The sequence below is a fragment of the Dietzia maris genome (assembly GCF_014144855.1).
In the GTDB taxonomy this organism is placed as follows: Bacteria; Actinomycetota; Actinomycetes; order Mycobacteriales; family Mycobacteriaceae; genus Dietzia; species Dietzia kunjamensis.
This window is the reverse complement of the sequence record NZ_JAALDN010000273.1, coordinates 1-13,105: the sequence shown is the minus strand read 5'-3', so window position 1 is coordinate 13,105 and position 13,105 is coordinate 1. Positions and strand designations below refer to the sequence as shown.

The 13,105-nt window shown below is 69.9% G+C and carries 12 protein-coding genes; 6 read left to right on the top strand and 6 right to left on the bottom strand.

Annotated features, from left to right (window positions below):
* The 5 genes from whiA to secG all read left to right on the top strand — a co-directional run.
* On the top strand, positions 1–373 hold a 373-nt coding region (gene whiA / locus G6024_RS09465; protein WP_159148569.1), incomplete at its 5' end, for a DNA-binding protein WhiA.
* A gap of 120 nt (positions 374–493) precedes the next feature.
* On the top strand, positions 494–1,510 hold the full coding sequence (gap, locus tag G6024_RS09460) for a type I glyceraldehyde-3-phosphate dehydrogenase (RefSeq protein WP_159148568.1): 1,017 nt from the start codon (positions 494–496) through the stop codon (positions 1,508–1,510).
* A gap of 141 nt (positions 1,511–1,651) precedes the next feature.
* Positions 1,652–2,869, top strand: coding sequence for a phosphoglycerate kinase (locus G6024_RS09455; protein ID WP_159148567.1), 1,218 nt, complete (start codon positions 1,652–1,654; stop codon positions 2,867–2,869).
* 26 nt (positions 2,870–2,895) lie between these two features.
* Positions 2,896–3,681, top strand: coding sequence for a triose-phosphate isomerase (gene tpiA / locus G6024_RS09450; RefSeq protein ID WP_067716347.1), 786 nt, complete (start codon positions 2,896–2,898; stop codon positions 3,679–3,681).
* Between the two features lie 127 nt (positions 3,682–3,808).
* Positions 3,809–4,042, top strand: a complete 234-nt coding sequence (gene secG, locus G6024_RS09445) for a preprotein translocase subunit SecG (RefSeq protein WP_067716343.1) — start codon at positions 3,809–3,811, stop codon at positions 4,040–4,042.
* Between the two features lie 91 nt (positions 4,043–4,133).
* Here secG and pgl read toward each other — a convergent pair whose 3' ends face one another.
* Genes pgl through tkt form a run of 5 tightly spaced genes read right to left on the bottom strand, consistent with a single transcriptional unit; the run spans position 4,134 to position 10,623 of the window.
* On the bottom strand, positions 4,134–4,856 hold the full coding sequence (gene pgl / locus G6024_RS09440) for a 6-phosphogluconolactonase (protein ID WP_159148566.1): 723 nt from the start codon (positions 4,854–4,856) through the stop codon (positions 4,134–4,136).
* A 58-nt stretch (positions 4,857–4,914) separates the two neighbouring features.
* Positions 4,915–5,847: a glucose-6-phosphate dehydrogenase assembly protein OpcA gene (locus G6024_RS09435; RefSeq protein WP_096905442.1), complete on the bottom strand. Its 933-nt coding sequence runs from the start codon at positions 5,845–5,847 to the stop codon at positions 4,915–4,917.
* Positions 5,832–7,412: a glucose-6-phosphate dehydrogenase gene (zwf, locus tag G6024_RS09430; RefSeq protein ID WP_159148565.1), complete on the bottom strand. Its 1,581-nt coding sequence runs from the start codon at positions 7,410–7,412 to the stop codon at positions 5,832–5,834. The genes G6024_RS09435 and zwf overlap by 16 nt, the downstream gene beginning before the upstream one ends.
* Positions 7,409–8,515, bottom strand: coding sequence for a transaldolase (tal, locus tag G6024_RS09425; RefSeq protein WP_096905444.1), 1,107 nt, complete (start codon positions 8,513–8,515; stop codon positions 7,409–7,411). Before tal ends, zwf begins: the two co-directional genes overlap by 4 nt.
* The gene (gene tkt / locus G6024_RS09420; protein ID WP_096905445.1) at positions 8,512–10,623 is read right to left on the bottom strand and encodes a transketolase; all 2,112 of its coding nucleotides are present in this window, start codon (positions 10,621–10,623) and stop codon (positions 8,512–8,514) included. Before tkt ends, tal begins: the two co-directional genes overlap by 4 nt.
* A 176-nt stretch (positions 10,624–10,799) precedes the next feature.
* Here tkt and G6024_RS09415 point away from each other — a divergent pair, with 176 nt between their 5' ends.
* Complete coding sequence (locus G6024_RS09415; protein WP_256385623.1) at positions 10,800–11,816, top strand: heme o synthase; 1,017 nt, start codon at positions 10,800–10,802, stop codon at positions 11,814–11,816.
* 42 nt (positions 11,817–11,858) lie between these two features.
* Here the strand turns inward: G6024_RS09415 and G6024_RS09410 are convergent, their stop codons facing one another.
* Complete coding sequence (locus G6024_RS09410; RefSeq protein WP_159148564.1) at positions 11,859–12,827, bottom strand: quinone oxidoreductase family protein; 969 nt, start codon at positions 12,825–12,827, stop codon at positions 11,859–11,861.
* Positions 12,828–13,105: the final 278 nt, after the last annotated feature.

Sequence of the window (13,105 nt, the reverse complement as noted above, 5' to 3'; positions counted from 1 at the left end):
CAGGGACATCTGGGAGGAGCGCCGCTCCCGCGGCGAGGTCCGCGCCACCGCCAACCGGCTGGCCAACTTCGACGACGCCAACCTGCGGCGCTCGGCCCGGGCCGCCGTGGCCGCGGCCGCCCGTGTCCAGCGCGCCCTCGAGATCCTCGCCGAGGACGTGCCGGACCATCTGCTCGCCGCCGGTGAACTGCGCGTCCAGCACCGCCAGTCGTCGCTGGAGGAGCTCGGGCAGCTCGCGGAACCGCCCATGACCAAGGACGCGGTCGCGGGGCGCATCCGGAGACTGCTGTCCATGGCGGACCGCAAAGCCGCCGAGCTCGGGATCCCCGACACCGAGTCCGTGGTGACCGAGGACATGCTCGACGAAGGCTGATCCACCCCGGCAGCACCCTGCGCGGGAGCGGTCCACGCCGGGTAGTCTGGGTCACGTCCCGGGCTCCACCCGGCCCCGGTGACATCAAGCGTTCTCGCACCACCAATAAGGAGACAACACGTGACCGTGCGCGTAGGCATCAACGGATTCGGACGTATCGGCCGCAACTTCTACCGCGCGGTGGAGGCTCTCAAGGCCGAGGGCAAGACGGACATCGAGATCGTGGCCGTCAACGACCTGACCACGAAGGACATGCTCGCTCACCTGCTCAAGTACGACTCCATCCTGGGTCGCCTGGGCAAGGAGGTCACGTTCGACGACTCGTCGATCACGGTCGGTGGGACCAAGATCGGCGCCCTCGCGGTCAAGGAGGGCCCCGCGTCCGTGCCGTGGGGAGACTACGGTGTCGACGTCGTCGTCGAGTCCACCGGCATCTTCACCGACGCCGAGAAGGCCAAGGGCCACCTCGAGGGTGGTGCCAAGAAGGTCATCATCTCGGCGCCGGCCAAGAACGAGGACATCACCATCGTCATGGGGGTCAACGACCACGAGTACGACGGCTCGCAGACGATCATCTCCAACGCCTCCTGCACCACCAACTGCCTCGCGCCGGTCGCCAAGGTCCTCTCCGACGAGTTCGGGATCGTCAAGGGCCTCATGACCACGATCCACGCCTACACGCAGGACCAGAACCTCCAGGACGCGCCCCACAGCGACATGCGCCGCGCCCGCGCCGCCGGCATCAACATGGTGCCCACCTCCACCGGTGCGGCCAAGGCCGTCGCGCTGGTCCTGCCCGAGCTCAAGGGTAAGTTCGACGGCTACGCCGTGCGCGTCCCGCTGCCCACCGGCTCGCTCACCGACCTCACGGTCGAGCTCGAGAAGAAGGCCTCGGTCGACGAGGTCAACGCCGCGGTCAAGGCCGCCGCCGAGGGCGCGATGAAGGGCATCCTCAAGTACACCGAGGATCCCATCGTCTCCTCCGACATCGTCGGTGACCCGCACTCGTCCATCTTCGACGCGCCGCTGACCAAGGCGATCGACGGCCAGATCAAGATCGCCTCCTGGTACGACAACGAGTGGGGCTACTCCAACCGCCTCGCCGACATCATCGGCTTGGTCGGCAAGTCGCTCTAAGACCCCTCGGGACTGACATCCCCAGTACGACGATCCGGGCCCGGTCCGGGAACGCCCACAGCGTCCCGGCCGGGCCCGGAGCACATGGACCGGCAGCACCACCCACCATCACCACCGTTCTTCCGACAGGAGTCCCACCACATGGCCGTGAGCACGCTCAACGACCTGCTCGATGCCGGCGTAGAGGGTCGCAAGATCCTCGTCCGCTGCGACCTCAACGTCCCGCTCGACGGCTCGACCATCACCGATGCGGGCCGGATCACCGCCTCGCTGCCCACGCTCAACGCTCTTCTCGACGCCGGTGCAGCGCTGGTGATCACCGCGCATCTCGGCCGCCCGAAGGGTGAGCCCGACCCCGAGTTCTCCCTCGCCCCCGTGGCGGAGAAGCTGGGTGACGAGCTCGGGCGCTACGTCCAGCTCGCCGGTGACGTGGTGGGGTCGGACGCCCGCGAGCGAGCCAACGGCCTGACCGACGGGGACGTGCTCCTGGTGGAGAACGTGCGGTTCGACCCGCGCGAGACGAGCAAGGACGAGGCGCAGCGGGCCGAGTTCGCGGCCGAGCTGGCGAGCCTGGTGGGCGAGGACGGGGCGTTCGTCTCCAACGGTTTCGGGGTGGTCCACCGCGCGCAGGCGTCGGTGTACGACGTCGCCAAGGTCCTCCCGGCCTACGCCGGCGACCTCGTCCAGAGCGAGGTCGAGGTCCTCGCGAACCTCAGCGGCGACCCGGAGCACCCCTACGCGGTCGTCTTGGGCGGCTCCAAGGTGTCCGACAAGCTCGCCGTGATCGAGGCCCTGGCGCCCAAGGTCGACACCCTGGTCATCGGCGGCGGCATGTGCTTCACCTTCCTCGCCGCTCAGGGCCATGAGGTCGGCTCCTCACTGCTGCAGGAGGAGATGATCGACACCTGCAAGGACCTGCTCGCCAAGTTCGGCGACGTGATCAGCCTGCCCGTGGACGTGGTCGCCGCCGACGGCTTCGCCGCCGACGCCGCGCACTCCACGGTCTCCGCCGAGGCCATCCCGGAGGGGAAGATGGGCCTGGACATCGGCCCCGAGTCGGTGAAGGCGTTCAGCGAGAAGCTCTCCGCCGCCAAGACCGTCTTCTGGAACGGCCCCATGGGCGTGTTCGAGTTCGAGGCGTTCTCCGCCGGGACGCGCGGTGTCGCCGAGGCCATCATCACCGCGACGAAGAACGGCGCGTTCTCGGTGGTCGGCGGCGGCGACTCCGCCGCGGCCGTCCGCACCCTGGGTCTCGGGGAGGAGAACTTCTCCCACATCTCCACCGGGGGTGGCGCCTCGCTGGAGTACCTGGAGGGCAAGGAGCTGCCCGGCGTCACCGCCCTCGAGCGCAGCAACTGAAGACCGACGAGACCACAGGAGAGAACATGGCACGCACCCCGCTCATCGCCGGCAACTGGAAGATGAACCTCAACCACCTCGAGGCCATCGCACTCGTCCAGAAGGTCGCCTTCGCACTCCCGGACAAGTACTTGGAGAAGGTGGACGTGGCGTTCATCCCCCCGTTCACGGACATCCGTGGCGTCCAGATCGTCATCGAGGGCGACAAGCTGGGCTTCGCCTACGGCGCGCAGGACGTCTCGGTCCACGAGTCCGGTGCCTACACCGGCGAGATCTCGGCGGGGATGCTCGCCAAGCTCGGCTGCACCTATGTCGTCGTGGGCCATTCCGAGCGCCGTGACTACCACGCGGAGTCCGACGAACTCGTCGCGGCCAAGGCCGCCGCCTGCCACCGGCACGGGTTGACGCCGATCGTGTGTGTCGGCGAGAAGCTCGAGGTGCGGGAGGCAGGGGACCACGTCGACTTCGTCGTGAACCAGCTCTCCGAATCGCTCGCGGGACTGTCCACGGACCAGCTGGCCTCCACCGTGATCGCCTACGAGCCCGTGTGGGCGATCGGGACCGGCAAGACCGCGTCCGCCGCCGATGCCCAGGAGGTCTGCGCCGCCATCCGTTCCACGTTGGCCGATCTGGCCGATGACGCGACGGCCGAGCAGATGCGGGTCCTGTACGGCGGCAGCGTCAACGCCTCCACGATCGGCGAGCTGCTCGACCAGCCCGATGTCGACGGTGGTCTGGTCGGAGGCGCGTCGCTCAAGCCGGACGAGTTCGCCCAGCTGTCGGCGATCGCCGCCGGTGGCCCGTTGCCCTGACACCGCCCACTCCGGCGCGCCCGGCCCCGCGGGGTCGGGCGTGCCGGGATTCGCCGCGGACACCCGACCGGGTAGTCTGTAGCGGTCGCACCCGACCGCCCGACCCGACGTGAGGCACGATCCCTACATGAAGCTCGCCCTGGACATCTTCCTCATCACCACCAGCCTCCTGCTGATGCTGTTCATCCTGCTGCACCGCGGCAAGGGAGGCGGCCTGTCGTCGCTGTTCGGTGGCGGTGTCCAGTCCAGCCTCTCCGGGTCCAGCGTGGTCGAGCGGAACCTCGACCGGGTCACCGTGGTCGTCGCGATCCTCTGGGTCATCGCCATCGTGGCGGTCGGCCTCATGGTCAGGTTCGGCTGACCGACCGGTCCCCGGCGCGGCCCCACCGGCCGGGCCGACGACGGGGCGCGTCTCTTCCACCGGGTGGATGAGACGCGCCCCGTTCCTGTTCTCAGAGCACCATCGAGGCGGCCGGTCCGTCCAGGTGATACGTGGTCGACTCGGTGCCCACGGCACCGGCGACGGGCCAGTCCGCGGGGTCCGCCCCGCCCAGGCCCCTGGCCACCGCCTCCGCCTTCCCGTCCCCGGCGGCCACGACGAGCACGTGCCTCGACCTGCGCACCGCCGGGAGGGTGAAGGTCAGTCGCTCCGGTGGCGGCTTGGGGCAGTCACGCACGCCCACCGCGAGCCGCTCGGTCTCGGCGACCGCCGGCGTGTGCGGGAAGATCGAGTTCATGTGCCCCTCGGGTCCCATGCCCAGGAGGGTGACGTCGAACAGCGGCTCGTCGTCCCCGGGGAGGTCCACTGCGGCGAGGAACGCCTCGGCCGCGGCGTCGACGTCCTCGAACTCCGGTCCGCGGGCCGGCCAGCGGTGGACGGTGGCGCGGTCGCCCACGGTGCGGAGCAGGACGTCGTCGAGCTGCCCGTCGTTGCGCTCGGGGTCGTCTGCCGGGACGAAGCGTTCGTCACCCAGGTAGATGGTCACGCGTGACCAGTCGACATCGGCCCCGGCGAGTGCGGCCGCGGTCTTCACCCCCACCGAGCCGCCCGTCAGGGACAGCGTCGCGGTCCCGGCGGTGGCGATCCGTTCGTTGAGGTGCCCGACGACGGCGAGGGCTGCCGCTTCGGCGAGGGTGTCCGCATCCGGGTGTACGAGATGGCGTGTGACTGACATCGGCGCTCCTGTGGTGGTGGTCCGGTGGGGAAGTGACGTCGAGGTCCGGGTCCCCTGCTCAGCGAACCGAGGCAGAGGTGTAGATGACACGGTCATGATTGGCCAACGCATCGGCGTACACGCCGTCGGTGTCCATCCGCCGTAGCTCCTCCGAGAGACAGTCGGCGACGCTGCGGCCGACGAGCGCCACCCGTGTGGGCGCCTGACCCGTGATGCGGAGCTCGGCGGAGGTCGCGCTGATCTGCTCGAGGACGATGGAGCCCGAGGCCCGCTCCAGGACGACCATCCTCGGGCCGACGGCCCGCAGGACGTCGATCCCGAGCCGGGACGCCAGCCATCCACCGGCCAGGTCCACCGACGCCGCCCGCTCCGGGCCGCACACCGTCGCCCCGGTGATGCGCTCGAAGGGCGGACGGTCCAGGGTCGCCGCGAGCAGGGAACGCCAGTGGGTGATGCGCGCCCACGCCAGATCGGTGTCGCCCGGGGAGTAACCGGCCGCCCGTTTCGCCAGCGCATCGGTGGGATGCCCCTCCGCGTCGGAGTCGACGATCCGGCGCTTCGCGAGCCTGCCCACCCTGTCCTCGGACAACAACGTGGGGGAGTGGCGGGGCCACCACACGGCGAGCGGGGTGTCCGGCAGCAGCAACGGCGTGACGAGGGAGGCCGACTGGGAGGCCATCGCACCGGAGGTGCGCAGCACGACGACCTCCGCCGCCCCGGCGTCACCGCCGACGCGGATCTGACCGTCGAGCCTGTCGGCGTCCGCGCGAGGTCCGCGGATCACCACGATGACCCGGCACGGATGCTCCCGGCTGGCCTCGTTGGCCGCCTCGATCGCGGACTCGCTGCCCCGGACGTGATCGGTGATCACGATCAGCGTGAGCACCCGTCCGATCGTGCTCAGCCCGGCCTCCTCGCGGATCTGCACGAGCTTCTTGGCGATCCCGCGGGTGGAGGTGTCGGGTAGGTCGATGATCACGGTCGCCTCCATGCGCGGCCACTCCGGGCCAGAATCTCGTCGGCGCCCTTCGGCCCCCACGTCCCGGCCTGGTATTGCTCCGGTGTCCCGTCCGACTCCCATTCCTGCAGGACCGGGTCGAGGAGCTGCCAGCTCAGCTCGACCTCGCGGGAGACCGGGAAGAGCGAGGGCTCGCCCAGCAGGACGTCGAGGATGAGACGTTCGTAGGCCTCGGGGGAGGATTCGGTGAACGCTTCACCGTAGGCGAAGTCCATGTTGACGTCCCGGACCTCCATGGCGGTGCCGGGGACCTTGGAGCCGAAGCGCAACGTGACACCCTCGTCGGGCTGGACCCGGATGACCAGCGCGTTCTGCCCAAGCTCCTGGGTCATGGTCGCGTCGAAAGGCAGGTGCGGAGCGCGCCGGAAGACCACCGCGATCTCGGTGACCCGTCGTCCCAACCGCTTGCCGGTGCGGAGATAGAAGGGGACCCCCGCCCATCGGCGGTTGTGGACTTCGAGGGTGATCGCAGCGTAAGTCTCGGTGGCCGAGGAGGGGTCGTACCCCTCCTCGTCCTTCAGTCCCACGACCTGCTCGGACCCCTGCCAGCCACCCGCGTACTGACCACGCGCGGCCGTCTCGGCAATCGGCAGTGCCAACGAGGTCGACTCGAGGACCTTGGTCTTCTCCGCCCGCAACGCGGCAGCGGAGAAATCGGTCGGTTCCTCCATCGCGACCAACGCCATCAACTGGATGAGGTGGTTCTGGATGACGTCGCGGGCCGCGCCGATGCCGTCGTAGTAGCCGGCCCGACCACCCAGTCCGATGTCCTCGGCCATGGTGATCTGGACGTGATCCACGTGGTTGGCGTTCCACACCGGCTCGAAGAGCTGGTTGGCGAAGCGCAGCGCGAGGATGTTCTGGACGGTCTCCTTGCCCAGGTAGTGATCGATCCGGAAGACCGAGTCCTCGGGGAAGACCGCACCCACGACCGCGTTGAGTTCGCGGGCGCTCGCCAGGTCGTGCCCGAAGGGCTTCTCGATGACCACCCGGCGCCAGGACCCCTCCGGGCCGCGGGTGCACCCCGTGCGATCGAGGTGCCGGCAGACGATCGGGAAGTCATCCGGGGGGATGGACAGGTAGAACGCGTAGTTGCCTGCGGTCCCACGTTCGGCCTCGAGTGCCCCCAGCTGGTCCGCCAGATCGTCGAAGCCCTCGTCGTCGTCGAATGTCCCGGTGACGAACCGCAGTCCGGCGGCGAGCTGCTCCCACACGTCCTCGCGGAACGGGGTCCGGCACCTTTCGCGGGCCTGCTCACGGGCGAACGCGGCGAACTCGTCGTGGGTCCACCGTCGGCGGCCGAAGCCGATCAGGGAGAACCCCGGCGGGAGCAGGCCACGGTTGGCCAGGTCGTAGATCGCGGGGATGAGTTTTTTCTTGGACAGGTCGCCCGTCACACCGAAGATCACGAGACCGGACGGTCCCGCGATCCGGGGGAGCCGACGATCCCGGGGATCACGGAGCGGGTTGGCCCACCCCTCGGGGGCGCCGCCCGCGACCTCGCTGACCGAAGTCGCCCCGTCGTCCGGGCCGATCACGACCCCGTCGGGATCTCGTCGATCCGCGCCCTCACCGTGTCCACCAGGTCGTCCCAGGCGGTCACGAACTTCTGCACGCCCTGCTGCTCGAGGAGGGTGAAGACCTCGTCCAGGTCGATCCCCTCGGCGCGCAGTGCGTCGAGGGTGGCCCGGGACTCCTCGGCGGTGCCCCGGACCGTGTCGCCCTCGACGACACCGTGGTCCGCGAACGCCTCGATGGTGCCGAACGGCATGGTGTTGACCGTCCCGTGGGTCACCAGACCGGTCACGTACAGCGTGTCGGGGTACGCCGGGTCCTTGACCCCCGTCGAGGCCCACAGGAGACGCTGGGGACGGGCTCCGCGATCGGCGAGTGCCCCGAAGCGTCCCTCGGGGTCGAACAGTTCCTCGTAGACCTCCTGGCAGAGGCGCGCGTTGGCCAGCCCGGCCTTGCCCCGCAGCTCCGACGACTCCGGGAGTCGCGAGTCGATCTCGGTGTCGAGCCGGGAGACGAACACGGACGCCACGGAGTGGATGGTGGACAGGTCGTGACCGGCGGCAGCGGCCTGCTCGAGTCCGGTCAGGTACGCCTCCGCCACCGCGCGGTACTGGTCCGCCGAGAAGATCAGCGTGACGTTGACGTCGATGCCCTTGCCGATGACATCGGTGATGGCCGGCAGCCCCGCCGACGTCGCGGGGATCTTGATCATGACGTTCGGGCGGTCCACCACCTCGGAGAGCTCCACCGCCTGCGTCACGGTCGCCGCGGTGTCGTGGGCCAGGCCGGGATCCACCTCGAGGGAGACGCGGCCGTCCACCCCGTCGGTCGCGCGGTGGACGTCGGCCAGCACGTCACACGCGTCGCGGACGTCGGACGTGGTCAGGGCCCGCACGACGGAATCCACGTCGCGGTCGGCGCGGACCGCCTCGGTGAGCGCGCTCTCGTACGCCGACGAGTCGGCCAGCGCCGACTGGAAGATGGCCGGGTTGGTCGTCACACCGACGATCGAATAGGCGGACATCCGCTTCTCGAGCTCGCCGGAGGACAGGAGCTGTCGGGACAGATCGTCGAGCCACACGGAGACGCCGGCGGCGCTCAGGGCAGCGAGATTGGCGTTGGTCATGATGCCTCCCCGGCAGCGGCCGCGAGGGATTCGCGGGCCGCGGAGACCACCGCGTCGGCGGTGATCCCGAACTCGGTGAACAGGGTCTGGTAGGGCGCCGAGGCGCCGAAATGCTCGAGTGAGACGGCGCGGCCGGCGTCGCCGAGGAACCGGTGCCACGGCATCGCGATGCCGGCCTCGACGCTGACCCGCGCGCGGACGGAGCGGGGGAGCACCGACTCGCGGTACCCGGCGTCCTGCTGATCGAAGAACTCGACACACGGCATCGAGACCACACGGGTCGCCACGCCCTCGGCCTCGAGGACCTCGCGGGCCTGCACGGCCAGCTGCACCTCGGACCCGGTGCCCATGAGGATCACCTCGGGGGTCCCGGTCGAGGCCTCGGCGAGGACGTAACCTCCGCGCTCGACCCCCTCGCGGGCGAGCTCCTTGGTGCCCTCGAGCACCGGGACGTCCTGACGGGTCAGGCACAGACCCTTGGGCCCGTCGAGAGCCTCGAGCATGGCGCGCCACGACGCCGCGGTCTCGTTGGCGTCGGCCGGACGCAGGATCGCCAGACCCGGGATGGCGCGCAGCGCCGCCAACTGTTCGACCGGCTGATGGGTGGGGCCGTCCTCGCCGAGCCCGATCGAGTCGTGGGTCCACACGTAGTACGCGTTGCTCCCCTGGAGCGCGGCGAGCCGGACGGCCGGACGCATGTACTCGCTGAAGATCAGGAACGTCCCGCCGTAGGGCCGGGTGGGACCGTGGAGGGCGATGCCGTTGAGGATCGCGCCCATGGCGTGCTCACGGACGCCGAAGTGCAGGTTGCGTCCGTACGGGGACGCGGTCCACGTGTCGGTCGAGATGGAGGACGGGCCGAAGGAGTCCGCGCCCTTGATGGGCGTGTTGTTGGAGCCGGCCAGGTCCGCGGAGCCGCCCCACAACTCGGGGAGGGTGGCGCCCAGGGCTTGGATGGCCTCGGCGGACGCCTTACGCGTGGCGACTCCCTTGGAATCGGCGTCCCACGTGGGGAGCCCGGCATCCCATCCGTCGGGGAGCTCGCCCGAGTACAGGCGATCGAACAGGGCCTTGCGCTCCGGGTTCGCCTCCGCCCAGGCGTGGAACATGTCGCTCCACTGCGCGTGGACGCGGGCACCCCTGTCACGGGCGGCCCGGGTGTGGGAGATCACCTCGTCCTCCACCGTGAACGGCTCGGTGCCGCCCATGCCGAGCGCCTCCTTCACGGCGTCGACCTCGTCCTGGCCGAGCGCCGCACCGTGCGAGGCCCCGGTGTTCATCATGGTCGGCGCCGGGAAGGCGATGATCGTGCGCAGGACGATCAGCGACGGCTTGTCGGTGACCGCACGCGCGTCGGCGATGGCCTCCTCGATGGCGGCCACGTCCTCACCGCCGTTCACCGTCTGGACGTGCCAGCCGTACGCCTCGTAGCGCGCTGCGACGTCCTCGTTGAGGGCGATCCGGGTGTTGTCCTCGATCGAGATCTCGTTGTCGTCGTAGATCGCGATGAGATTGCCGAGCTGCTGGGTGCCCGCGAGCGAGGAGGCCTCGGCGGTGACCCCCTCCTGCACGTCGCCGTCGGAGGCGATCACGTAGATGAAGTGGTCGAACGGACTCTTGCCCGACGGCGTCTCCGGATCGAACAGTCCGCGCTCGTAGCGTGCCGCCATCGCCATGCCCACCGCGGAGGCCAGCCCCTGACCCAGCGGGCCGGTGGTGATCTCCACGCCGTCGGTGTGCCGCCACTCCGGATGTCCGGGGGTCTTGGATCCCCAGGTCCGGAGCGCCTTGAGGTCGTCCAGCTCCAGCCCGAAGCCGGCGAGGTACAGCTGGATGTACTGGGTGAGAGAGGTGTGTCCACAGGACAGCACGAAGCGGTCCCGGCCGACCCACGTGGGATCGGAGGGATCGTGCCGCATGATGCGCTGGTAAAGCGTGTAGGCGAGCGGCGCGAGGCTCATCGCGGTGCCCGGGTGGCCGCTACCGCAACGCTGCACGGCCTCGGCGGCGAGGACCCTCGCGGTGTCGACGGCGCGGGTGTCGAGTTCGGTCCAGTCGGACGGGTGGCGTGCAGTGGTGAGCTCGGTGATCTCCGACGCGCTGGTCACTTGTGGTTCTCCCGGGTCTGAGGGTGCGGCGCGGATCCGCGCGTATGTCGTGAACCACCTTAGTGGTCGCGGGCACGGCGGGGCGTGCGGTCCCCGCCCCCGCTCTTTCGCGGACCGCGCAGGGGGGACGTAGTATCGGCTCAGTAGTACGTTGACGTCTGCTGCGAGGAGTTCCGGTGCACGATTCCACCCCGACCCGGAGTGGGGGGCCATCAGTCTCCCCTCCAGAGTCCACGGGGCGGCCGGCTCCGGCGAGCGGGCGAGCCCGCGCGGTCGACGTGGTGATGGCGTACATCGCCCTCACCAAGCCGCGCGTCATCGAGTTGCTGCTCGTCGCCGCCATCCCCGCCCTCCTCCAGGCCGACCGCGGCAACGTTCACCTCTCACTGGTTCTGCTCACCCTGGTGGGCGGTTGGCTGGGCGCGGCCAGCGCCAACTCGCTCAACATGGTCGTCGACGCCGACATCGACAAGGTCATGAAGCGAACCGAGCGTCGGCCGTTGGCGCGTCACGCGATCAGTACCCGGGCCGCACTGGTCTTCGGTCTGCTGCTCGGCGTCTCGAGCATGCTGTGGCTGGGTCTGCTGGCCGGGAGCTGGCTGGCCGCGTTCTTCATCCTGCTGACCATCTGTTTCTACGTGTTCGTCTACACGATGATCCTCAAGCGCCGCACGGCCCAGAACGTCGTGTGGGGCGGGGCCGCGGGATGCATGCCGGTCCTGGTGTCGTGGGCCGTGATCACCGATCACCTCCCCGAGGGGCAGGCGCACAACTGGTGGCAGGCGATCGTCCTGTTCCTCATCATCTTCTTCTGGACGCCACCGCACACCTGGGCGCTCGCGATGCGCTACAAGGAGGACTACGAGGCCGCCGGAGTGCCGATGCTCCCGGTCATCATGTCCGCCGAGGGGGTCACCCGGCGCATCACCATCTACACCTGGGTGACCGTCCTGTGCACGTTCGCCCTGATCCCCGCCGCCGGCTGGGTGTACGCGGCCGGCGCCCTCGGCTTCGGAGTGTGGTTCATCGTCATGGCACACCGCCTCGAGGCCGGTGTGCGGCGCGGGGTGGAGGTCAAGCCCCTCAAGTTGTTCATCCTGTCGAACAACTACCTGGCGGGGGTGTTCGTCGCACTGTCCGTCGACGCGGTCCTCGGACTCCAGACGATCGCGGAGATCTTCCCGATCGCCTGATCACCCACCCCCGCCCTCCTCAGCGGGCGGGGTCGAGGGCGCTCAGCGGGCGGGGTCGAGGACGACCGAACCCGTGGTCTGCCGGGATTGCAGCGCCCGGTGCGCTTCCGCCGCCTCCGACAATCCGAACGTCGCGCCCACCGACAACCGGAGCGAGCCGTCGACGATCCCCTCGAGGACCTCGTCGGCCCGCTCACGGAACTCCCCGGTCCCGGCGATGAAGTCACCCAGGCTCGGGCGGGTGAGGAACACCGAGCCCGCGGCGTTGAGTCGTTGGGGGTCCACCGGCGGGACCGGACCGCTCGCCGCGCCGAACAGGACCAGGGTCCCGCGGCGGGCCAGCGAGGCCAGGCTGTCGTCGAAGGTGTCCCGGCCCACGCCATCGAACACCACGGAGACACCGCCGTCGGAGAGCTCGCGGATCCTCTCCGGGGTCGCGTCGGGATAGAGCAGCACGTGGTGCGCCCCCAGCTCGCGACACAGGTCCGCCTTCTCCTCGGTCGAGGTCGTGGTGATCACCCGGTGGCCGTGGGCGACGGCCAGTTGGATGAGCAGCTGCCCGACCCCGCCCGCACCCGCGGTGATCAGCACGGTGTCGCCGGGTAGGGCCCGGTGGGTGTCGGTGATGAGGTAATGCGCTGTGAGCCCCTGCAGCAGCATCGAGGCCGCCACCTCGTCGTCGATGCCCTCCGGCACCGTCACCAGCGACTCGGCGGGCGCGACGACGTACTGGGCGTACGACCCGGGAACCTGGCACCACGCCACCCGGTCGCCGACCATCAGGTCGGGCGTCCCCTCGCCGAGCACCTCGACCACTCCCGTCCCCTCGCTGCCGGGGACGAACGGCAGGTCCCGGGCGTAGGTGCCCTCGCGGAAGTAGGTGTCGATGTAGTTGACCCCGATCGCGGTGGTGCGGACGACCACGTCGCCCGGTCCGGGTGAGGGGACACCCGCCTCGACCGGTGTGAGCACCTCGGGTCCGCCGTGCCTGGAGATCTCTATGGCTCTCATGGCGCCCAGTATCCGGAAGTGTGTCGTCCGCCGCAGCCGGTGCCCGGACTCCGGTTCGCCGGTTCGCGGGAGTCCCGGCGGAAGCGGGGCGGGGGAGGCGATAGGCTACCCCCATGAGCCTGCAGATCCTTTCCCAGTACGCCGGGGGGCCGCGAGTCCGGGCGACCGGCTGGCCCGAGATCACCACCAGTGGGTCCGGGGCGGCGGCCGCACCCGCCCGAGCCGATGCGGTCACCGAGGAGGCGCCGGCGCCGTCCGCGCCTGACACGCAGGCGCAG